Annotated in this window: 19 protein-coding genes and 4 tRNA genes; 15 read left to right on the plus strand and 8 right to left on the minus strand. The window is 52.7% G+C overall.

What is annotated here, in order from left to right; genetic code table 11:
• Positions 1-31: 31 nt before the first annotated feature.
• The 5 genes from gabD to ACK3CJ_RS07275 form a co-directional block, all read right to left on the minus strand.
• Positions 32-1489: an NADP-dependent succinate-semialdehyde dehydrogenase gene (gene gabD / locus ACK3CJ_RS07255; protein WP_409525774.1), complete on the minus strand. Its 1458-nt coding sequence runs from the start codon at positions 1487-1489 to the stop codon at positions 32-34.
• Between the two features lie 88 nt (positions 1490-1577).
• Positions 1578-2402 (minus strand): ABC transporter permease, encoded by an 825-nt coding sequence (locus ACK3CJ_RS07260; RefSeq protein ID WP_409525775.1) that lies wholly within the window; start codon positions 2400-2402, stop codon positions 1578-1580.
• Between the two features lie 4 nt (positions 2403-2406).
• Positions 2407-3648, minus strand: a complete 1242-nt coding sequence (locus ACK3CJ_RS07265; RefSeq protein ID WP_409525776.1) for an ABC transporter permease — start codon at positions 3646-3648, stop codon at positions 2407-2409.
• A gap of 115 nt (positions 3649-3763) precedes the next feature.
• Positions 3764-4828, minus strand: a complete 1065-nt coding sequence (locus tag ACK3CJ_RS07270; RefSeq protein WP_409525777.1) for an ABC transporter substrate-binding protein — start codon at positions 4826-4828, stop codon at positions 3764-3766.
• Between the two features lie 71 nt (positions 4829-4899).
• Positions 4900-6000 carry an ABC transporter ATP-binding protein gene (locus ACK3CJ_RS07275; protein WP_409525778.1) on the minus strand — a complete coding sequence of 367 codons (1101 nt, stop codon included), beginning with the start codon at positions 5998-6000 and terminating at the stop codon, positions 4900-4902.
• 319 nt (positions 6001-6319) lie between these two features.
• Between ACK3CJ_RS07275 and ACK3CJ_RS07280 the strand changes: the two genes are divergently transcribed.
• On the plus strand, positions 6320-6889 hold the full coding sequence (locus ACK3CJ_RS07280; RefSeq protein ID WP_409525779.1) for a cupin domain-containing protein: 570 nt from the start codon (positions 6320-6322) through the stop codon (positions 6887-6889).
• Between the two features lie 51 nt (positions 6890-6940).
• Here the strand turns inward: ACK3CJ_RS07280 and ACK3CJ_RS07285 are convergent, their stop codons facing one another.
• Positions 6941-7858, minus strand: coding sequence for a LysR family transcriptional regulator (locus ACK3CJ_RS07285; RefSeq protein WP_409525780.1), 918 nt, complete (start codon positions 7856-7858; stop codon positions 6941-6943).
• A 136-nt stretch (positions 7859-7994) separates the two neighbouring features.
• On the opposite strand from ACK3CJ_RS07285, the gene ACK3CJ_RS07290 reads away from it, so the two are divergent.
• The 6 genes from ACK3CJ_RS07290 (at position 7995) to ACK3CJ_RS07315 (ending at position 15692) form a co-directional block, all read left to right on the plus strand.
• Positions 7995-8597, plus strand: a complete 603-nt coding sequence (locus ACK3CJ_RS07290) for an FMN-dependent NADH-azoreductase (protein ID WP_409525781.1) — start codon at positions 7995-7997, stop codon at positions 8595-8597.
• Positions 8598-8653: 56 nt separating this feature from the next.
• Entirely contained in the window at positions 8654-9619 is a 966-nt protein-coding gene (locus ACK3CJ_RS07295) for a glutathione S-transferase family protein (RefSeq protein WP_409525782.1), read from the plus strand.
• A 1-nt stretch (position 9620) separates the two neighbouring features.
• On the plus strand, positions 9621-10487 hold the full coding sequence (locus ACK3CJ_RS07300) for a pirin family protein (RefSeq protein WP_409525783.1): 867 nt from the start codon (positions 9621-9623) through the stop codon (positions 10485-10487).
• 143 nt (positions 10488-10630) lie between these two features.
• Positions 10631-12886, plus strand: coding sequence for a GGDEF/EAL domain-containing response regulator (locus ACK3CJ_RS07305; protein ID WP_409525784.1), 2256 nt, complete (start codon positions 10631-10633; stop codon positions 12884-12886).
• A 3-nt stretch (positions 12887-12889) separates the two neighbouring features.
• A complete protein-coding gene (locus ACK3CJ_RS07310; RefSeq protein WP_409525785.1) occupies positions 12890-14539 on the plus strand; it encodes a sensor histidine kinase in 1650 nt (549 codons plus the stop codon).
• A gap of 88 nt (positions 14540-14627) precedes the next feature.
• Entirely contained in the window at positions 14628-15692 is a 1065-nt protein-coding gene (locus tag ACK3CJ_RS07315) for a PilT/PilU family type 4a pilus ATPase (RefSeq protein WP_409525786.1), read from the plus strand.
• Here the strand turns inward: ACK3CJ_RS07315 and ACK3CJ_RS07320 are convergent.
• Positions 15678-16406 carry a hypothetical protein gene (locus ACK3CJ_RS07320; RefSeq protein ID WP_409525787.1) on the minus strand — a complete coding sequence of 243 codons (729 nt, stop codon included), beginning with the start codon at positions 16404-16406 and terminating at the stop codon, positions 15678-15680. The genes ACK3CJ_RS07315 and ACK3CJ_RS07320 overlap by 15 nt on opposite strands.
• 200 nt (positions 16407-16606) lie before the next feature.
• Between ACK3CJ_RS07320 and ACK3CJ_RS07325 the strand changes: the two genes are divergently transcribed.
• From ACK3CJ_RS07325 to ACK3CJ_RS07350, 6 genes are all read left to right on the plus strand, one after another.
• Positions 16607-16682, plus strand: a tRNA-Glu gene (locus ACK3CJ_RS07325).
• Positions 16683-16714: 32 nt separating this feature from the next.
• Positions 16715-16790: transfer RNA gene (locus ACK3CJ_RS07330), tRNA-Gly, on the plus strand.
• Between the two features lie 15 nt (positions 16791-16805).
• Positions 16806-16881, plus strand: a tRNA-Glu gene (locus tag ACK3CJ_RS07335).
• Positions 16882-16908: 27 nt separating this feature from the next.
• A tRNA-Gly gene (locus ACK3CJ_RS07340) sits at positions 16909-16984 on the plus strand.
• 217 nt (positions 16985-17201) lie between these two features.
• Complete coding sequence (locus ACK3CJ_RS07345; protein ID WP_409525788.1) at positions 17202-17417, plus strand: DUF6958 family protein; 216 nt, start codon at positions 17202-17204, stop codon at positions 17415-17417.
• Between the two features lie 120 nt (positions 17418-17537).
• Positions 17538-18149 (plus strand): hypothetical protein, encoded by a 612-nt coding sequence (locus ACK3CJ_RS07350; protein WP_409525789.1) that lies wholly within the window; start codon positions 17538-17540, stop codon positions 18147-18149.
• Between the two features lie 114 nt (positions 18150-18263).
• Here ACK3CJ_RS07350 and ACK3CJ_RS07355 read toward each other — a convergent pair whose 3' ends face one another.
• Positions 18264-19199, minus strand: coding sequence for a LysR family transcriptional regulator (locus ACK3CJ_RS07355; protein WP_409525790.1), 936 nt, complete (start codon positions 19197-19199; stop codon positions 18264-18266).
• A 232-nt stretch (positions 19200-19431) separates the two neighbouring features.
• Here ACK3CJ_RS07355 and ACK3CJ_RS07360 point away from each other — a divergent pair, with 232 nt between their 5' ends.
• On the plus strand, positions 19432-20775 hold the full coding sequence (locus ACK3CJ_RS07360; protein ID WP_409525791.1) for an aspartate aminotransferase family protein: 1344 nt from the start codon (positions 19432-19434) through the stop codon (positions 20773-20775).
• Positions 20776-20789: 14 nt separating this feature from the next.
• Positions 20790-22280, plus strand: coding sequence for a CoA-acylating methylmalonate-semialdehyde dehydrogenase (locus ACK3CJ_RS07365; protein WP_409525792.1), 1491 nt, complete (start codon positions 20790-20792; stop codon positions 22278-22280).
• The last annotated feature ends 37 nt before the right edge of the window (positions 22281-22317 follow it).

Consider the following 22317-nt stretch of genomic DNA (forward strand, 5'->3'; position numbering starts at 1 on the left):
TACAACTCTGCAATTCGACATGCCATGCATGTCAGATATTGATGCAGAGGTATTTCATTTCCAGATATTCTTCGATGCCATGCTTCGATCCTTCACGCCCAAGACCCGATGATTTCACACCACCAAAAGGTGCCACTTCGGTCGAGATCAGGCCGGTGTTGATACCTACCATGCCGTATTCCAGCGCCTCAGCGACGCGCCAGACACGACCCATATCACGGGTATAAAAATAGGCTGCCAGACCGAATTCGGTATCGTTGGACAGGCGGATCACATCGGCGTCGTCTTCGAAACGGAACAGTGGTGCGAGTGGGCCAAAGGTCTCCTCACGTGAGATCAGCATTTCGGGCGTTGCGCCACTTATCACAGTTGGGGTGAAAAAGGTGCCACCCAACTCATGGCGCTGACCACCAGTGAGGATTTTTGCACCTTTGCTGAGTGCATCTGCCAGATGTTGCTCGACCTTCTGGGCTGCTTTTTCATCGATCAGTGGGCCAGTGGTGACGCCTTCATTCAGGCCATTGCCGACATTGAGTTTTGTCACGGCAGCGGTCAGTTTTTCAGCAAAGGCATCATAGACGCCTGCCTGAACATAGATACGGTTGGCACAAACACAGGTTTGCCCGGCATTGCGGTATTTGGAGATCATTGCACCCTCGACTGCAGCATCCAGATCCGCATCGTCAAATACAATGAAGGGGGCATTGCCGCCAAGCTCCAATGAGAGCTTCTTCAGTGTTGGTGCGCACTGTTCCATCAACTTGATGCCGACCCCGGTTGAACCAGTGAAGGAGAGCTTGCGAACAACAGGGCTCTGGCACAGCGCCTGACCGACGGCCAGCGAGCTTTCCACATCAGAAGTCACAACATTGAATACGCCAGCGGGAATGCCCGCCTGCTCTGCCAGTTCGGCCAGTGCCAGTGCAGAGAAGGGGGTCTGGGGTGCTGGTTTGAGCACCATGGTGCAGCCTGCGGCCAGTGCCGGTGCGGCTTTGCGCGTAATCATGGCAGAAGGGAAGTTCCAGGGCGTGATCGCTGCAGCAACACCGATTGGCTGACGAATCACAACCAGGCGTTTGTCGCCCTGATGCCCGGGAATGGTTTCGCCATAAACACGCTTGGCTTCTTCGGCAAACCATTCAATAAAGGAGGCTGCATAGGCGATCTCGCCCTTGGCTTCGGCCAGAGGCTTACCTTGTTCCAGCGTCATCAGACGGCCTAGATCCTCCTGATTCTGCATCATCAACTCGAACCAGCGGCGCAGTTTTGCGCTGCGCTCTTTGGCAGTCAGTGCGCTCCAGGCGGGCAGTGCGGCTTCTGCAGCGGCAATTGCCAGATCGGTTTCTGACTTGCCCATGGTGGGTACAGATCCGAGTTTCTCACCGTTTGCCGGATTGAATATGGCGTAGTCGCGTTTGTCTGCGGCATCGACCCACTGGCCGTTTATATAAGCCTGTTGTTTAAACAGGGTCGGGTTGTTCAGGGGCATTATTAACTCCATGTGTTGTTGTCAGGTTAGCGCTGCTCTTGCCTTCATTAGTGCGTGGTACGGGTATCGAGTTGAGCATCGATTTTGTTCATTGTGCTCCGCGCAGATTCTCGCTGCGTCTTCTCAGCAACTCCATTACCAGCAGGAGCAGAACGGATAGTAAAATCATTATAGTTGCCATCGCCGCGATTGCGGGGCTGATGTTTTCGCGTATTCCCGAGAACATCTGCATCGGCAGCGTGCGCTCAGTCGGGCTGGCGATAAACAGCGCCACGACGACCTCATCGAAGGAGGTGGCAAAGGCAAACAGTCCTCCCGAGGCAACTCCGGGGATTATCTGCGGTAATACTACAGTAAAGAAAACACGCAAAGGGCTAGCTCCGAGGCTGGCACCTGCCCGCATCTGGTTATAGTCAAATCCTTGCAGAGTGGCGTTCACTGTAATCACCACAAAAGGTACTCCCAGCACGGCGTGTGCGAGCACCAGACCGGCATAGGAGTTCAGCAGGCCGACGCTGGCAAAGAAAAAATACATGCCCACGGCGACAATGACCAGCGGAACTACCATGGGTGAGATCAACAGAGCCAGCAGCACCCCCTTGCCGGGAAAGTCGGCGCGGTTCAGACCCACTGCAGCCATGGTACCGAATATCATGGCCAGAAGTGTTGCCAGTGGCGCTACGATCATGCTGTTTTTCAGGGCATCCATCCATGGTCCAGAGCTGAATATCGCCTGATACCACTGCAGCGAAAAGCCAGGTAACGGATAGGTCAGAAAGCTGCCGCTGCTGAATGACAGCGGGATGATCACTAATACCGGCAGCATCAGGAAGATCAGTACCAGCGCGCAGAAGATGCGAAAGGTCCAGAACCAGATGTGCTCTATGGGGGAAGCATAGGGTTGTAATGCCATGATTTCAGCTCCTGACCAGTTGTTTCTGATTGACCAGCTTGTGGTAGATCAGATAGAGCAGCAAAGTAGCCAGCAGCAGTAAAGAGCCCAGTGCCGCAGCCATGCCCCAGTTATTAGTGGTGTTGGTGTAATAAGCGACATAGTAGCTGACCATCTGATCGGAAGGCCCCCCAACGAGTGCCGGTGTGATGTAGTAGCCGATCGCCATGATAAAGACCAGGATCGTACCTGCAGCGATGCCTGATATCGTCTGGGGAACATACACTTGCCAGAAGGCTGCAAAAGGGTGTGCGCCCAGTGAGACAGCTGCGCGTTGATAGGTGGGTGAAACACCCTTCATGACACTGTAAAGCGGCAATACCATGAACGGCAGCAGAATATGCACCATGGCGAAGAAAACACCGACACGGTTAAACACCAGTTGCAGCGGGGTATCGATGATACCGCTCATGATCAGACCGGTATTGACCAGGCCACCTGATTGCAGCATCACGATCCATGCAGCCGTTCTGACCAGCAATGAGGTCCAGAAGGGCAGCAATACGAAGATCAGCAGCAGGTTACTGGTTCCGGTTGGCAAAGTGGCCAGCAGATAGGCGAGTGGGAAACCAAGAAACAGACATATCAGCGTCACGCCTCCGGCAATAATCATGGTGCGCTTGAATACACTTTGATAGATGCGTTGATTCTGCTCCACCGCTTCGATTTTTCCGGCATCATTTCGCTGCAGGTCAACGGACGCCAGCAGATAGCGATCTGTGGTGGCGGGTGCAGCTCGCTGCAGGGCAAGCCAGGTGCTTGTATCACTCCAGCGCGGACTTATCTCCTGCAATGCGGATGTCCAGCTGTCAGCTTCGGTTGGCAAATGGCGGATGGTGTTGGTCAGAAGTGTTCTGAAAGTGGGGTCTTCATAATTCAGGCGTCTGCCGATGCGTCCAAGACCCCCACCGGTACGTGAATCACGGATCTCATGCGCAAAGCTGGCAAAAACTGCTTCGTTCGGCAGGTCTGAACCATCCCACTCCTGAATCAGTGCGGAGGTTACAGGCATCACCTGCTGCAACTCCGTATTGTCGATACTGCGCCACAGCATGCTTCCGATAGGTATCACGAATATAAAAATCAGAAAAATCGCCAGGGGAGCTATCAGCGCGACCGCCTTTATTTTACGCAAACGCTCGGCGCGACGCAGCTGCGCCTTAAGCCCGGATCTGTTTCCGGAAGGACTCTGTTCAAGAGTAGCCATCGCTGCTGTCATCATTCCTCCGGGACTGGCAAGCCAGCCTTGGATTTGGATATTGGGTTAAGCGCCGCCGAACTGCCGATAAGCTGGCGTCGGCGGCTGTTCAGATCAAGTTCTATTACTGAGATGCCCAGGCATTGAAGCGCTGCTCAAGCTCTTCGCCATGATCAACCCAGAACTCAGTGTTCATCGCCAGCGCACCCTCAAGGTTGTTGGCATGAGTCGGCATCTGAGCGGCCTGCTTGTCGCTCAGCAGGGCAATAGCATCAGGGTTGACCGGTCCATAGGGGATGTTGCTGGAGTAAACGGATTGGGTGTCTGCCTGGCTGGCCATTTTGATGAAGTCGTAAGCGGTATCGACATGCTTACTGCCTTCAACAATTGTCCAGTAGTCCAGGTCATAGACGCTGCCATTCCAAGTGATCTGCAGGTTACGACCCTCCTCCTGAGCGGCTGCGATACGGCCGTTGTAGGCACTGGACATCACAACATCACCAGCTACCAGCCACTGAGGAGGCTGAGCACCCGCTTCCCACCACTGAATATGGGCCTGCAGTTCATCCAGTTTGGCGAAGGCGCGGTCAACACCTTCTGAAGTGGCCAACACATCATAGACTTCATCGGCGGGAACTCCGTCAGCCATCAGAGCCGCTTCCAGCGTATATTTGGCACCACGGCGAAGACCGCGCATACCAGGAAACTCTGCTACGTTCCAGAAATCCACCCAGTTTTCTGGTGCACGAGGCAAGCGATCTGCGTCATACGCCAGTACGGTAGACCACACCATGATGCCAACACCGCACTCAGTGACCGCCTCGGGAATGACCTGATCCTGAATACCCAGTCGATCCCAGTCGATTGGAACGAACAGACCTTCAAAGCAGCCTCGAGCAAGCTCTGGCGATTCCACCTCAACGACATCCCAACTGATATTGCCGGTTTCCACCATGGCACGGATGCGTGCAAATTCGCCGTTGTAATCGCCTGCAGTGACACTGACGTCATTTTTATCAGCGAAAGGCGTAAAGAATGCCTCCTGCATCGCATCACCAGATGCGCCGCCGAATGAGATGATAGTGAAGGCATTGGCGCTGGCTGACAGTGCAAGGCCTGTTGTCAGCAGTGCTGTGTTGAGCATTTTTCTGGCTGTTTTAGGTTGTTTTGTGTGCGTGGTCTGTTTCATGGTTATCTCCGATAGTGCGTGCGTCATTATTGTTGGTTGTGTGTAGTGCTCATAGGGTGTTCAGGTGTTTTTCAAACGGCATTCAGTGCCCGGACATCCTCATCTCGCCAGCCGATGTCGATCTGATCGCCAACGGATAGAGAGGGACAGAGTTCACTGACAGGTACTTTGACAAAAAACTGCTCATTGCCTGCCAGCTCACAACGCAGGCGCAAGTGGTCTCCCAGGTAGACAAACTCGTGCAAAGTGGCGCGAAATCGGTTGGGCAGTGATTGACTGGACCCATTCAAGCGAACACGCTCGGGTCGGATCGACAGTTGTGTTGGATCGCCGGCATTCAGTGTCTGGCTCTTGCTGGCCCGTGTCCCCAGACCCTCGCCAAAATGAACCTGGCAGAACTCACCATCAGTCGCATGCACTCGACCCATCAGGGTGTTGTTCTCACCGATGAACTGCGCCACAAATGCGTTGGCTGGATACTCATAAAGCTTTTGAGGTGAGTCGATCTGCTGAATGACACCATCGTTGAAAACAGCCACGCGGTCCGACATGGTCAGCGCCTCTGTCTGATCATGGGTCACAAATACTACTGTCAGCCCCAGTTGCTGATGCAGATGCTTGATCTCCAACTGCATATGTTCACGCAGTTGTTTATCTAACGCTCCCAGCGGCTCATCCATCAGTACCAGCTGCGGTTCAAACACCAGTGCTCGTGCCAGTGCGACACGTTGTTGCTGGCCGCCGGAGAGTTGTGTGGGGCGACGTCTGGCAAACTCATCCAGCTTGATAATGCTGAGAATGCGGTCGACCTTCTCACGCGCGAGTTGCTTCGGCATTTTTCTTGTTTTCAGCGGGTAAAGCAGGTTTTCCTCGACCGTCATGTGTGGAAACAGTGCATAGTTCTGAAATACCATGCCAATATTGCGCTTGTGCGGAGGAACTGTGTTCAGGCGCTGCTGACCCAGGAGTATGTCGCCACTGGTAGGGACTTCGAATCCTGCCAGCATCATCAGACAAGTGGTTTTGCCTGATCCGGAAGGGCCCAGCAGCGTGACGAATTCGCCTTTATTGATGGTGAGATTCAAATCTTTGACGACCAGGTTTTCGCCGTCGTAGGTTTTCTGTACTCCTGAGAAACGAACCAGAGGTTCCATTTCCGCGCCTGGTTGCATATTCTTCTCCTCCTGCAGCAGCGAATGCTGATGTGTTAATTAAAATTGACAGCAAGGGCGAAAAATAACATTCCACATTCGATGAAGGTGGGTATTAGAGTTATTATTCCCGGGTATTCAGTTGAAATGCCCGCTATCACTCAAATCACAAGCATTAAACGGGCCAATTCCAATTATCACAGCGAGTTTGCCGCTCACATGTGTTAAATTTATTTATCGCACGTTTTGCAGGGTTATGGCAAGAGGGTTTTGATGCCTTATTAGTGTGCAATATTTAAGGTTCAGTTTGAAAATGGTGCATTGAACAGGAAAACAGTTCATGAGCGATCTCAGTAGCGGTAAAGATAACTTCGATCTGGGTGTGAGGTTGCGCTATGTCAGGCAAAATGCTGGCCTGTCGCAGCGCGAACTTGCCAAGCGTGCCGGAGTAACTAATGCCGCGATTTCACTGATAGAAAACAATCAGAGCAGTCCCTCCGTCTCTTCATTGAAAAAAGTGCTGGATGGTATTCCGATGTCGTTGACAGACTTCTTTGCACTGGAAACCCCCGAAGAGAGCCGAGTGTTTTTCAATGCCAGCGAACTGGTGCCGATCGCCAGTGGTGCTGTCAGCTTTCGGCAGGTGGGCGATATGCGCCATCATAATCTGCAGTTACTGCATGAGCGCTATGCGCCTGGTGCAGATACCGGCAGGGCCATGCTCAAACATGAGTCGGAAGAGGGTGGAATAGTAATTGAAGGTGCAATCGAGCTGACAGTCGGCGATCGCAAGTCGATACTGAAAGCGGGCGATGCGTATCTGTTCGACAGCCGACAGCCGCATCGATTTCGTAATGTCGGTAAGGTAGATTGTGTGATTATCAGTGCCTGTACTCCGCCTTATCTTTGATTGCCATTGAGGTGGCTCAACGGCTGTATAACCGGTGCTCAGCCCGGCTTTTCAGATCTGTGGTTCAGGGCAGGTTCTTTCATTGAGCTCCGGGTGTTCGGTGACTCGTTTTTGGAGTAGCTCGGCCAGCTTGCGGACACCAGGAGTTGCAAACTCTCCATCTGCCAGTATCAGATATAGTTCCACCTTGCGCTCTGCTGATATCTGCATGCGCAGCGGTTTCAGTAACCCTTGTTCCAGTTGCCTGCGTATTCTGGGCTCGGGGTACCAGGCAAAGCCGATTCCTTGACAGGCGCATTCTATTGAGGTTTTCAGGCTTGAGAGAGTCCAGCGTTGCTCTGCACCCAGCCATCCGGCATCAAGATTGCGGCTCCCTGAATCGCTGACGACTAATTGCCGATGCTGACGCAGATCATCCAGCGACAGTGGCGCATTCATCTGGTGCAACGGGTGATCTGGGTGAGCAACTGGTATGAAGCGCACCGTCAACAGTGGTGTGCCGAGAAAGCCAGGTGGCACGCGCCCACCCAACGCCAGTTGTGCCTGTCCTTTTAGTAGTGCTTCATCCGTTCCGCTCAATGTGCTTTCCAGTAGGTTGATGCGTGTGAAGGGTTGAAGACCTGCGAACTCAACCAGTACACACATCAGTATGTCGGACGGGAAGATCGCATCCATTGCGATGCGAATCTCCGCTTCAGCACCTGCTCCATATTGCCTTGCAAGCTTTTCGATCCGGTCGGCATCTTCCAGCAGTTTCCTGGCCTGGCGTACCAGTGCCTGTCCGGTATCGGTCAGTACTGAGCGACGCCCTTTCAGTTTGAATACACGCGCTTCGAGCGACGTTTCCAGTTTTTGCACAGCATAGCTGATTGCTGACTGGCTTTTACCCAGTGCTTCTGCTGCCTGGGCGTACCCGCCATGATCAACTACGGCAACCAGTGCCTGCCATTGCTCAAGTGTAATATTCATTGGCTACCTGTCTCAGATTGCTTACTTTGGATTATCTATCAGTTTTTTCGATTAAATCATGCATATTTTTGCTGTTTTACATCTGATTATTAAATCTCATAATGGCTGCATATTCAATCAGTCAGGAATTAAGCAGATGAAAACATTACTTCACGTTAAAAGCAGTCTCTTTGCCGGTCATGGCCAGTCCACCCAGTTGGCTGATAAGTTCATCGCCCAGTGGCTTGAGAGTAACCCGGATGGTCAGGTAGTTACGCGTGATCTGGTGAAGGATCAGTTACCGCACCTTGATGCAGAACTCGTCGCTGCGCTGATGAGCGATCCGGCTCAGCGCACTGAGCAGCAGCAGGCAGTCGTTGATCTTTCCGACAGTTTGATTGATGAGCTGAAACAGGCTGATCAGGTATTGATCGGGGTGCCGATGTACAACTTCGGTGTGCCTTCACAGATGAAATCCTGGCTGGACCTGCTGGCCAGATCCGGTGTGACCTTCCGCTACACTGAAACAGGTCCGGTTGGCTTACTTCAGGATAAACCTGTTGTGCTGCTGGCGACCCGTGGAGGTCTGTACAAAGAATCGGGTATGGATCATCAGATTCCGTTCCTGAAACAGATCCTTGGTTTTGTCGGCTTCAAATCTGTCGAGGTGGTCTATGCTGAGGGCCTGAACATGGGTGATGGTGTCAAAGAGCAGGCACTGACAGCCGCACAGGAGCAGGTTACTCAGCTGGCATCCTGAGCAGATCACTTTTCAGAGGGTGCACGAAGCTTTTAACGAACAACGGAGGATACGTCATGGGACTGCTGGTCGATGGCAATTGGTACGATAAATGGTATGACACCGAATCAACGGGTGGGCGCTTCGTCAGGAGCGAGTCCCAGTACCGTGACTGGATCGATGCACCAGGGACTGGCGCAAGGTTCGAGGCGGAAGCAGACCGTTATCATCTCTATGTGTCGCTGGCTTGTCCCTGGGCTCATCGCACGCTGATTCTGCGGTCACTCAAAGGGCTTGAGGATCTGATCAGTGTGTCTGTCGTGCATCCGCTGATGCTGGAAAACGGCTGGACATTTGATTCCGATTTTGTGGATGCGACGGGTGATACCTTGCATGGTTTGTCTTTCATGCACCAGGTGTATACCCGTGATAAGGCTGACTATTCAGGTCGTGTCACGGTGCCTGTGTTGTGGGATAAAAAACACAACTGCATCGTTAACAACGAATCTTCCGACATCATCAGAATGTTGAACACGACGTTTGATACGCTGGGCGCGAAAGCAGGCAACTATTACCCTGAAGCCTTGCGTGAAGAGATCGATGAGGTGAATCAGCGGGTCTATGATCGCGTCAACAATGGTGTGTATCGTTCAGGCTTTGCGACCTCTCAGGAAGCGTATGAGGAGGCCGTCACCGATCTGTTCTCCGAGCTGGATTGGCTTGAGGGGCGCTTGTCTACCCAGCGCTATCTGGTGGGTGGTGAGCTGACAGAGGCGGATATCCGTCTGTTCACGACATTGATCCGGTTCGATCCGGTCTATGTCAGCCATTTCAAGTGTGATCGAAACAGAATTGCGGATTATCCGGTGCTGTCAGCCTATCTGCGTGATATCTATCAGCATCCGGGCGTGGCCGAAACGGTCAATCTTGATCATATTCGGCATCACTATTACTGCAGCCATCCTTCAATCAATCCCAGTGGTGTGATCCCGGTCGGTCCACGTGTTGATCTGATGGCGGCACATAATCGTAAGGAGCTTTGATATGTCAGGTTCTACAGGTTTGGTTGATCGTGTCATCAGCCGTGTGATAGCAGGGATCGACAGTGAGGATGGCGCTGGTGTAAAGCTCAAACGCAGTATCGGGCAGCGTCAGAATATGCGTATCGATCCGTTTCTGATGCTGGATATGTTCTCTTCAGACAATCCGGATGACTACATTGCAGGTTTTCCACCTCACCCGCACAGAGGGTTTGAGACGGTGACCTACATGCTGGATGGGTTGATGTTGCATCGGGATCATCTGGGCAGTGAAGGTCTGTTGCGCTCCGGTGGTGTGCAGTGGATGACGGCGGGGCGGGGCGTGATTCACGAGGAGCGCCCACAACAGGAAGATGGCCTGATGCGGGGCTTTCAACTCTGGGTCAATCTGCCTGCGGCTGACAAGATGAAACCGGCGGCGTATCAGAATATCGAGCCGGAAGAAGTGGTGGAATATACCTCGCCAGAGGGCGTCAAGCTGCGTTTGGTGGCAGGGGCACTGTCCTTCGCAGGAAAAAATCTGCTTGGACCGGTTAAGGGGGTGACGACAAATCCTTTGTTTGTGGATATCGCTTTGCCACCGAAGACTCAGATCTCACTGCCGCTTGAGAAGGATCTTGCCGGTTTTGCCTATCTTTTCGAAGGTAAAGCAGAGGTTGCAGGTCAGTATTTGAAGCTGAATGCTGCGTCTGAATTGAGCCGGGGCGATCAGGTGACCTTCAGCAGTGGCGACGAACCCGCCAGATTGCTTTTGGTGGCTGCAAAGCCTATTGGTGAGCCGGTGTCGCAGTATGGGCCATTCGTGATGAACACTGTTGAAGAGATAGAGCAGGCATTGAGAGACTATCGGGATGGTCGGTTAACCGATTGAGAATAACTGGCTGCGATTAACTGGCTGATAGGATAGCCAAATATTATCAGATGGTATATACATATTAACTGATGCCTGAAAACCCACCTCGACGATGGGGTGGGTTGAATCCTTGCGGCGCTGATGAGTGGTTAGGGGGATAAGTGGTCGGCTCAGATGATGATGTAGTCATATTCGCAGATGAAGCAGTACTGCCGGAGGAGCCATCCTGGGTATCACTGCCTCGTAGCCATTGGAAAGTACTGATCGTTGATGACGACGAAGATGTTCATATTTCCACTGAGTTTTCACTCAAGTCCTTGCTGTTTCTTGGCCGCTCCCTGATCTTTCTTCACGCTTACTCCTCCCACGAAGCCTTCCAGACCTTATCCGACAACCCCGATATTGCCGTCATGTTGCTTGATGTGGTGATGGAGTCTGATAGCGCAGGTCTCCAGTTAGTTCATCGGGTTCGAGAAGAGCTGAAACTGGATGCTCTGAGGATTATTCTACGTACCGGTCAGCCGGGTTATGCGCCAGAAATAGAAACCATTGAGCAGTATGACATCAATGATTACAAGACCAAGGGCGAGCTGACGAGATCCAGACTCTATAGCTCGCTTATGACAGCGATACGCAGCTACGATCAGTTGCAGAAAATCGACAAAAACCGTATCGGCCTGTCTCGTATCATCACGGCTACCAACAGTTTGATGCAACAGCAAGGGTTGAGAGCTTTCTCAGAAGGGGTGATTAATCAGTTGTCCGCGTTTATCGGCATTGAACCGGACGGGCTGGTCTGCTTTCAGGCATTGAATGAAGTACTCAACCCTGGATCTGTTCGGGTGATTGCCAGCGCCGGGCGCTATGTTCGGTGGATGGAGGAGCCTCATTTCAGTGAAGATCATAAGGTCTGGTCGCGGGTTCAGGAGTCTTTTGAAGCCTCGGCAAACATCGTACATGACGATTCCACCTGTTTGTATTTTGAGCCCCTGCCGACGCAGCGCTATGTCGTTTATGTGGATGCTGTGATCTCTCTGTCGCAGATGGATGAAGAGCTGATCAAGATGTTTGCACATAATATCTCTCTCTGTGCGCAGAATATCGGGCTTGTCGAGCAGCTTCAGACCCTCGCTTATCAAGATACACTGACCGGTTTATGTAATCGCAATGGGTTGTTGAAGTTGCTGGAAACCCTGCCTGAGCGCTGTGCTGAATCTCTGCAGTTGATGTTGATCGATATCGACCAGTTTTCAGTTGTGAATGACACCTTCGGGCATCGTCATGGTGATCTGCTACTGCAGCGTGTATCTGAGATGTTATCCAGCCTGACTGGGCTGCAAAGCATGGCTCGTCTGGGATCTGACCAGTTTGCCCTGCTTCTGGAAAAAGTTCCGGGAGTTGATATCAGTGTACGTCAGCTATTTGCGAAGCCCGTGGAGGTTAATGACACCCAGCATCTGCTGACGGTCTGCACAAGTGAGGTGGTTGTTGATCAGAGCGTCAGTGCCAGTGATCTGCTGGGTAATGCCATCATCGCCCTGAAACGTGCCAAACTGGAAGGTCAGAGTCAGCATCTGGCTTTCAGCAACGAGATGGGGCAGGAACTCAGAGCGCGTGCAACGCTTCTGGCAGAGTTGAAGAAAGATCTGCAACAGGAGCGATTACATCTGGTCTATCAGCCGCAGGTTGAGCTTGAAACGGGGCAAGTGCTGGGGTTTGAGGCGCTGTTGCGCTGGCAGACCCAGCAGGGTGATATGATCTCACCTGAAGTGTTTATCCCACTGGCAGAGCGATCAGGGCTGATACTGACGCTGGGCGCCTGGGTGCTTCGTCAGGCATTACAGGATCTCAAATCAGTCAAAGCGCTGCTGCCTGATCTGCGTGTGGCGGTGAATGTCTCTGCTGTTCAGTTCAATCAGGCTGATTTTGAAAAAGTTGTTTCCGAGGCGCTACGCGATGCGGAGCTGGATGGCAATATACTGGATCTTGAGATTACGGAATCGGCCGGTATTCTGGGCTCTGATGCGGTTGAATCCAAACTGCAGGAGCTGAAAAAACTGGGTGTCATCATCTCCATTGATGATTTCGGAACAGGGTTCTCCTCTCTCTCCTATCTTGAGCAGCTCAGTGCTGATCGTTTGAAAATAGATCGTAATTTTGTTGCCAAACTTTCCTCCCCTTCAGGGCGCCGTATTGCAGAGGCAATAGTTAATCTTGGGCGTCAGTTGCGTCTGCAGGTATTGGCTGAAGGCATTGAGGACTTGATGCAACTTGATGAGCTCAAACGCCTCGGTTGCCATCAGGGGCAAGGGTATCTGATAGCCAGACCCATGCCACTTGAGCAGCTGCAGAGTTGGCTAAAGGAGGTGGCTGATAATAATAGCTGGGATCTTACCGGCCAGATAATACGGGATTGATCTGTGACTCATGCCCGACGCAAGCGCGCCTGGAGTTTTCGCGGTATCGTGACAGCAGCGCTGGTCACGACAGCAGTTCTGACTTTTACTCTGGTTGGGGGTGCTCTGCTGGTTTACCGTATCCCGGCGATAGAGCAGGAGTCTTTCACCTACTCTGATCTGATGGCATCCGAGACGGCGGAACTACTGCGTGATGTGGTAGCGGATATTGCCCAGGATCTGCAACTCTATCGGCAGTTCCTGCAGGAGCCTGAGGTGGTACTTCAGTCACGAGTCAGCCGCTATATCTATCTCATTCCCGTACCGATTGCTGTGGCAGATTATCAGGGAAATTTTCTGGTCGGCAACTTTGCCGGAGATCAGTCTCTGGTCGCCACTGATGAGTTCCAGGCACTCCTGTCGGCAGCGCTGAGGCGTGAGCCCTTGCCCGAGACCATGTCCTGGCAGGATATCCGTGTACATCCTTCGGTGCTGCCGATGGATGATATGGGTTGGATTGTAGTGGCGGCAGTGCCTTCGGGTATGCATAACCCTGCATTTGCCGCAATTGTCTATCTGATGGCGGGTGGCTTTCTGGGTGCCTGTATCATCGGGATGTTGATTGCGCCGCTCTGGGCTCGATTGTTGCAGCGCCCTGTGGTGGCCTTGATCAACAGCTCAACTCTGGTTGCCAATGGTTACTATCAGCAGGACTGGCCCTCCGGCCCTGTCGACGAGCTTAATCGTCTGAGTCAGGATCTTCATCTGATGGCTGATAAGATTCACCAGCGTGAGCAGGAGTTAAGCGAGCTTAATCAGCGCCTGGAGCAGCGAGTCGAGGCCAGAACCGCCGAATTGGCAGAATCCAATAACGCGCTCTCTGGAGCACTGGAAACTCTCGAACGGGCTCAGGAGGAGTTGATACAGTCAGCCAAACTGGCCGCTCTGGGCGAGTTGGTGGCGGGGGTGGCGCATGAGTTGAACACCCCCATTGGCAACGGCATGATGGCGGCTTCAACCATGGAGGCTGCCGTCAGAACGTTTCGCAAGGATATGGAGGAGGGGTTGAAGCGTTCATCTCTGGATCGCTTTGTTGAGGATATGGAGCAGTCAGCGGCCATCATCTCACGTAACCTGTCCAGGTCTGTGGCATTGGTAACGAATTTCAAACAGGTCGCTGTTGACAGAGCCAGCTCACAGCGGCGACGGTTTATGCTGAACGAGATTGTCGATGAGGTGATGGTGATGATGCATCCGACGCTCAGTCGTCTATTGCATCAAATTGACATTCGGATCGAGGGTGATATACAGATGGACAGCTATCCCGGTCCTCTGGAACAGGTACTGACTAATTTTATCCAGAATGCAATCATCCATGGTTTTGAAGACAGGGAGGCGGGTGATATTGCCCTGCATGCTTATCAATCGGAGCAGTATGTCATTATTCGTATATCGGATAATGGTAAAGGGATTCCGCCAGAGATAATCAAGCGTATCTTTGATCCTTTCTTCACTACGCGGCTTGGCTCGGGTGGCAGCGGGCTTGGGTTAAATGTGGTGCACAATATCGTGACGGGTATACTCGGTGGCACTATCCGGGTTGAGAGCACTCTGGATGAGGGGACCACGATGGAGCTCTCGTTGCCTGCTGAGGCACCCGTGCCGGAGGAATGACTCTCTGTATTGGTGATTGCCAAATAATGCCCTAGCACACCATACTTGTATTGATACACCAGTAGCTGCTTATTGGACGGAGGAGTGTATGGCTGATATAACCCGCTATCTGAAACTGATGGTTGAAAAGAACGCATCTGATCTTTTTTTCAGCGGCCGCTCGCCGGTGCAGATCAAAATACAAGGTGTCATGCGCCCCATAGGGGATAAGCCTCTTGATCAGGAGGCGGTGAAGGCGCTGGCTTACGGCATGATGTCAGAAAGCCAGATTGCCGAGTATGAGCGTGAACTGGAGATGAACTTTGCGCGTGCCGAGGAGGGATTTGGTCGTTTTCGTGTCAATGTTTACCGGCAGCGTGGTGAAGTTGCCATGGTTATTCGTTATATCCGCAGTGATATACCAACGGTGGCTGAACTCAATCTTCCGGCGGTACTTGAAGAGCTTATTCTTGAACGCAGTGGTCTGATTCTGGTGGTAGGCGCTACAGGATCAGGCAAATCGACAGCACTGGCCTCGATGCTGGAGTATCGTAATCGAAACCGCACCGGGCACATTCTGACGATTGAGGATCCGATAGAGTTTGTTCACGAGAATCATAAATCACTGTTTAATCAGCGTGAAGTCGGTCTCGATACCCATTCCTACTCCAATGCTCTGAAAAATGCGATGCGCGAAGCACCGGATGTGATCATGATCGGTGAAATACGTGATCGTGAAACGATGGAGCAGGCGATCCGGTATTCCGAAACAGGCCATCTGTGTGTTTCGACCCTGCATGCGAACAATACCAATCAGGCGTTGGAGCATATCGTCAACTTCTTCCATGAAACGGAGTCGCGCAAACTGAACATGGACCTGTCGCTGAATATGCGTGCCGTCATTTCGCTCCGTTTGATTAAAGGGGTTGATGGAATGTTCATTCCCGCAACCGAAATACTGGTGAATACGCCGTTTGTCACTGAGTTGATATCAAAAGGCCATTTTCATCGGATCAAAGAGGCGATCGATCAGGGCGGGGATATCGCAATGCATACCTTCGATTCCTGCCTTATCAAGCTGTATCAGGAAGGTAAAATCAGTGCCAAGGAGGCGTTGCATCATGCGGACTCGCGTAACAACGTGGCATTGCAGCTGAGGCTAGATGGCTCCTGAGGAGCCGTCTTCATCTTCAGGAGGGCTAGTGTCTTCAGCCTCTGCGATTTCGCGTTCCATCTGCTCTATCAGATGATTGATGGCAAAAACCTGGCTGTCGACCTGCAAGCGCGCATTGAGGCGTTGCAGCTTGAGCAGGATGCTTCTGAATTGATGTATAGCAACTTTTGATCCTGCTGTTTTCAGAGTTTCCAGCGCGTCCATCAGCTCCAGGTCACAGGTGAGCTGAACATGGGAGTCTTTCATTTTCTGCATATGAAAACGTGTGGTATCCGGCTGCAGATAGCCATTTCGCTCCAGATCGGTCAGCATCTGTGCCATTTCGCGAACCAGTGCTCTGGCCTTGGCAGCGCTGTTACGATCATTATAAAGTGTGACACCACCAGAGGTGGTCAGGCTGTTTTCGGGCGGGTTGCTACTGACATTCATCAGTGCTTCGAGTTGTCGTTTGTTCTCGGCATTTGATTCGTACTGAAGTATACGGCGCCAGCATTTTTCCAGATAGGTGATCAGCAGCAGGCGCAGATCCGGGTACTGTACATGGCCCGGCAGGTTCTCCAACAGATGCTCTGCCCGGCGAATCTGGTCTCGGATCGCAAGAATCCTCAGTCGTCGTTCCTGTCGATTGGTTTCCGCAGTCTGCACGGCAATAGCAACACCGGCCATTACAGCTATGCCGACCAGAATGAATATTGAGGTTTCTGCCAGTCCCATCGTGACCATTTCACTAATGATTATTATGCAATGGAGGATACAGATATATAACTTTTTCGCCAGCTTTCCCGCTTCAGCTGCTCTGCATTAATGGCAGGTGGGGGTGAAAGAGGGTTTTTTTTGAAAAAAGTTAAAGAACAGTCTTGACGATGAAAGAGCTGCTACGTATTATTTGCGCCTCTTCACGAGGAACACGCGACGTCCCATTCGTCTAGTGGCCTAGGACACCGCCCTTTCACGGCGGTAACAGGGGTTCGAACCCCCTATGGGACGCCAACCTCTTGAAGAAAAAGTTGATTTGCTGATACGCGGGAATAGCTCAGTTGGTAGAGCACGACCTTGCCAAGGTCGGGGTCGCGAGTTCGAGTCTCGTTTCCCGCTCCAGCAGATTTGCGGTACGTCCCATTCGTCTAGTGGCCTAGGACACCGCCCTTTCACGGCGGTAACAGGGGTTCGAACCCCCTATGGGACGCCATCTCTCTTCGAGAGCTGGCATCAAAAAGCGGGAATAGCTCAGTTGGTAGAGCACGACCTTGCCAAGGTCGGGGTCGCGAGTTCGAGTCTCGTTTCCCGCTCCAGTCTCATGCATTCATAATGTTACTCATTTTTCTCATACTCCGGTCAGCGTTTTTCTGAAATCGCGTTTGGTGCTGGGAGATGCTTGTTATCAGCCGCAGATTGCCACAGTGATTCTGCTGTTGTGAAGTACCAGCTTCGGGTCAGGGTTGTCGTGGATAAAGCGGTGTCGTACTATATTGTCCGTGGAAGTCCTGAACATGGATGGTGATCATATCTATGCGATCAGACACGGTTTTGTGTGAAACGCCAACGCTTGGTAAGCAACCCGTTCGAATTCCCGCTTGGAAATACCATCTGGTCAAGGGCGGTATTATTACAGCACTATACCGGCAACCGGGCCTACCGTTTAAGTTACTCGCGGATGCTGTTCGTGAGGTTCTGACGGATGCATTGCCAGAAGAGTTGGGTTCACTTTCCTGGCCCCCTACCTAGACTACACCCGAGCTACCTGGTCCTGCCTGTTGGCAGATCTCGCACGTTGACTTCAATGAACAGGTGATTATGAATCAACCTTATTCTGAATTCCAAATGATGACTGGAGGTTAGCGACCGATGCGCTGCATTGAATTTCGTGATCCGAAATGTGTAAGTCAAAAAGGGTATCGCCGCAGCCATGCGGTTGAAGCACTCGCAGGTGGGCAGCGCTTCGCGCAATGTGATCTGTTCGACTATGTTGAGAAGGGTGCCATGATAATGGGCGCTGATGGGCACGACTACCAACTCCGACCGAATAAAACCTTGCTTCCAACCCGTTGGGATCTTTTCGACAGCCATGGTAAACGGCTATTCAGTGTTGAGTTGCCTACGTCACTGAAACAGTTGCTCACTCCCTTGGGGCGGGAGTTATTTCAATTGGAGGATCATGTCAATAACCGCCGTTACCAACTGTCTGCCCTGAACCAGCAAAAGAAGGACCTGATATTGGGGCCGCTATCGACCGGTTGGCATCTGGTGGAGGAAGGGGTGCCCGTGGCCTCGGTTGAAAAACGCAAAGGCGGCCAGCCGATTCAATCTCGACGCGGATTGTTGGCAGCGTTAAAAAGTCTGATGCAAAATGCCGAGTGGATTTTGGTCGATAGCGGTATGAAAAGTACCTTGCCGCCAATAGCGTTTCTGGTGTTGATCATGCTTTTTGACGCACACCTGGCAAGAGCGCAAACCTGACTTTATGCTGCGCTTCCTAAGGTTGTTTCATCGCGGTATGGTTAAGTGCTTTGTTATCCGACTGTTTGATCTCAGTGCAACAAAGGCATTGGCAGGGTCGACTAGGTAGCAGTTTCACGACTGATGTTCACTGTCGCGCAACAGTTCCAGATAGCTATCCAGAATCAGATTTGACCGGGCGCCTTTGCGGGTGATTGCTGCATACTGGGTGATATATTGCAGCTGATCTGGCAGTAGGGCGCGCATCTGGCCTTCTCGCAGCCAGCGTTCAGCATAGTGAGTGGGCAGGTAGCCGATATAGCGCCCGGTCAGGATCAGAAAGGCGATCCCTTCACGGTCACTGGCTGAAGCACTGGCCTTCAGTGCCTGATACTGGCTGCGTACTTCGGCGGTCTGGGCGTAGGCGGCCACGACGGCGTCGTGTTTTTCTATCAGCTTCAGTGACAGGTCACTATCTACCAGCTCAAACAGTGGATGGCCCTTGCAGCAGTAGAGCAGGGATGTCTCATCATAGAGTGGCAGATAGTCCAATCCCGGGAGTGGCTTCAGGACTGGCACCACACCGAGATGCAAGCGTCCATCCAGCACGGCTATCTCTATTTCGCTCGGTGGTGTCATGCGGATATTGATATGGATATCCGGGCCGCGTTCTTTCAGTGCACTGATGGCATGTGTGATGCGCATGCGTGGCATGGTGACCAGATTATCGGTGATACCGATATTCAGCTCGCCCTTGAGATGTGCATGCAGGCTGTTGACCTGTGTGCGGAACGCTTCCATTGCTGTGAGCAGTTGCAGGCAATAGGCATAGACTTCACGCCCCTCGTCGGTCAGTGAAAAACCGCTGCGACCGCGCTGACACAGGCGCAAAGAGAGGCGCTGCTCCAGATCCGCCATCGCGCTGCTGATCGCGGCACGGCTGATATTCAGATCCACTTCGGCAGCCGTAAAACCGCCACACTCCACCACCGCCTTGAAGATACGCAGCAGGCGGATATCGGCATCGGCTATCTGGCCTGTCAGAGCGGGTGTTTTGCGCTTGATACTCATCCTCTATTCCTCTTTATCAGGGCAATTGCGGGTCCTGCGGACTAAACTTCATGGAGGCAGTGACTTATTCATCAGTCTGCCATAACAGGTAACTAAATGGCTAACTGAAGATAAGTAAATTAATATTTTAAAAACCTTTTGATCGGTGCACACTGCAGGAAAGCATGAATAAATAACCCGCAGTACTGTTGCAGTCACTGCCGCATTCAAAAGGGTGGATCAGGTGAATATGATGTCCGAACTCAAACACAACCAGTCAGCCGGGCTGTCCCGGGATGAGCTGGAAGCTTACTGGATGCCTTACACCGGGAATCGTCAGTTCAAGGACAATCCCCGCATGATCGTCTCCGCTCAGGGAAGTTACCTGACCGATGGCGAAGGGCGTAAGATATTTGATGGTCTGTCGGGTCTGTGGACCTGCGGTGCCGGACACTGCCGCCCTGAAATTGCCGAAGCGGTCAGCAAACAACTGATGCAGCTGGATTATGCGCCGGCTTTTCAGTTTGGCCACCCCAAGGCGTTTGAGCTGGCGAACCGAATCAAGGGGATGATGCCGGAAGGGCTGGATCATGTGTTCTTCACTGGTTCGGGATCCGAGAGTGCGGACACCTCTTTGAAGATTGCCCGTGCCTACTGGCGCAAAAAAGGTATGCCCTCCAAAACCAAACTGATCGGCCGTGCCAAGGGTTATCATGGCGTTAACTTCGGCGGTATCAGCGTCGGCGGGATTGGTGCCAACCGCGCACTTTATGGTCAGGCGGTAGATGCCGATCACTTGCCACATACATTGCTCAAAAGTAACGCCTTCACCCGCGGCATGCCGGAGACTGGCGCCGAGCTGGCCGATGAGATGCTGGAGCTGATCGCGCTGCATGATGCATCCAACATTGCTGCAGTGATTGTGGAGCCTTTGGCTGGCTCTGCCGGTGTTATTCCGCCACCAAAAGGTTATCTGCAGCGTCTGCGTCAGATCTGTGATCAGCACAATATTCTGATGATTTTTGATGAAGTGATCACCGGCTTCGGGCGCATGGGTTCACGTACTGGTGCTGAGGAGTTCGGTGTCACGCCGGATATTCTGAACGTGGCCAAGCAGCTCACCAACGGTGCCGTACCGATGGGCGCGGTGATCGTGAAGAACGAGATCTACCAGACCTTTATGGACCAGGGCGGTAAGGATTACATGCTTGAGCTGCCGCACGGTTATACCTACTCCGGCCATCCTGTGGCTTGCGCTGCGGGTCTGGCGGCGCTTGATATTCTGGAGAATGATCGTCTGATCGAGCGGGTACGTGAGATGAGCCCGGTGTTTGAAGATGCGCTGCACAGCCTGAAAGGAACCCAGTACATCACCGATATCCGTAACTATGGTCTGGCCGGTGCGCTGCAGATCGAAGCGCTGCCGGGTGAGCCGATGCGTCGCCCCTATGATATCGCGATGAAGATGTGGCAGAAGGGTTTCTATGTGCGCTACGGCGGCGACACCATTCAACTGGGTCTGAACTTTATTGTGGAACGCGAAGAGATTGATCGCCTGATCAATGCGCTGGGCGATTCAATCAACGAACTGGATTAATTGAGGCAAGCTACATGACAACTGTTGGACATCTGATAAACGGCGAGATTCACGATCTGAGCGAGCGCAGCCAGCCGATCTATAACCCTTCAACCGGAGAGGTGGGCGCACACGTGGCGCTGGCTTCGAAAGAGACCGTTGAGGCGGCGATTGCCAGTGCTGCGGCGGCATTTCCGGCCTGGCGTAATACGCCACCGGCCAAACGCGCCCGTGTCATGTACCGCTTCAAGGAGCTGCTGGAGCAGAATGCCGATAAGATTGTGGAACTGATCGGCCGTGAGCATGGCAAGATTTCACATGATGCGATGGGTGAGCTGCAGCGCGGTATCGAGAACGTCGAGTTTGCGTGCTATGCGCCGGAACTGCTCAAGGGTGAGCACAGCAAGAATGTCGGCCCTTCGATCGACTCCTGGAGCGAGCATCAGCCGCTGGGTGTTGTCGCAGGTATCACGCCGTTCAATTTCCCGGCGATGGTACCCTTGTGGATGTATCCGATGGCGATTGTCTGCGGTAACTGCTTCGTACTGAAGCCATCTGAGCGTGATCCGTCATCTACACTGTTTATTGCTCAACTGCTGCAGGATGCGGGTTTGCCGCCGGGCGTATTGAATGTCGTCAATGGTGACAAGGAAGCGGTGGATACACTGCTGACCGACTCACGTGTCGAGGCAGTGAGCTTTGTCGGTTCCACGCCAATTGCAGAATATATCTATCAGACGGCTGCGGCACATGGTAAGCGTTGCCAGGCACTTGGTGGTGCCAAGAACCACGCTATCGTGATGCCGGATGCTGATATGGATAACGCCGTTGAAGCGCTGACAGGTGCGGCGTTCGGCTCATCCGGTGAGCGTTGCATGGCGATCTCGGTGGCTGTTGCTGTAGGGGATGAGGCAGCAGATCTGCTGGTGAGCAAACTCAAGGCGCGCATGCAGAGTCTGAAAGTCGGTGCTTTCAGCGACAGCAGCAATGACTTCGGTCCGCTGATCACGGCTGCACACAAAGAGAAGGTGCAGGGTTATATCCACAGCGCTGAAGAAGAGGGCGCCGTGGTAGTGGTTGATGGTCGTGATCCTGCGGTATCTGGATTTGATCAGGGCTTCTTTGTGGGTGGTACGCTGATCGATCAGGTCAAGCCGGGTATGCGCTGCTACGAAGAGGAGATCTTCGGGCCGGTACTGGTGGTTGTGCGCGTGGATACGATGCAGGAGGCGATGGATCTGATCGATGCGCATGAGTATGGCAATGGCACCTGCCTGTTCACCCGTGACGGTGAGGCGGCGCGTTACTTCAGTGACAATATCAAGGTGGGTATGGTGGGTATTAACGTACCGCTGCCTGTGCCTGTGTCCTACCACAGCTTTGGTGGTTGGAAGCGCTCGCTGTTTGGTGATCTGTATGCCTATGGCCCTGATGCGGTGCGTTTTTACACTCGTCGCAAGACTATCACGCAACGCTGGCCTTCGTCCGGTGTGCGTGAAGGGGCTCAGTTCTCCTTCCCATCCTGAGGTGAGCTCCCTGAGGCTGGCAGCACTGAGGTGACTG

The sequence above is a fragment of the Nitrincola salilacus genome (assembly GCF_046271865.1).
GTDB classification, from domain to species: domain Bacteria; phylum Pseudomonadota; class Gammaproteobacteria; order Pseudomonadales; family Balneatricaceae; genus Nitrincola; species Nitrincola salilacus.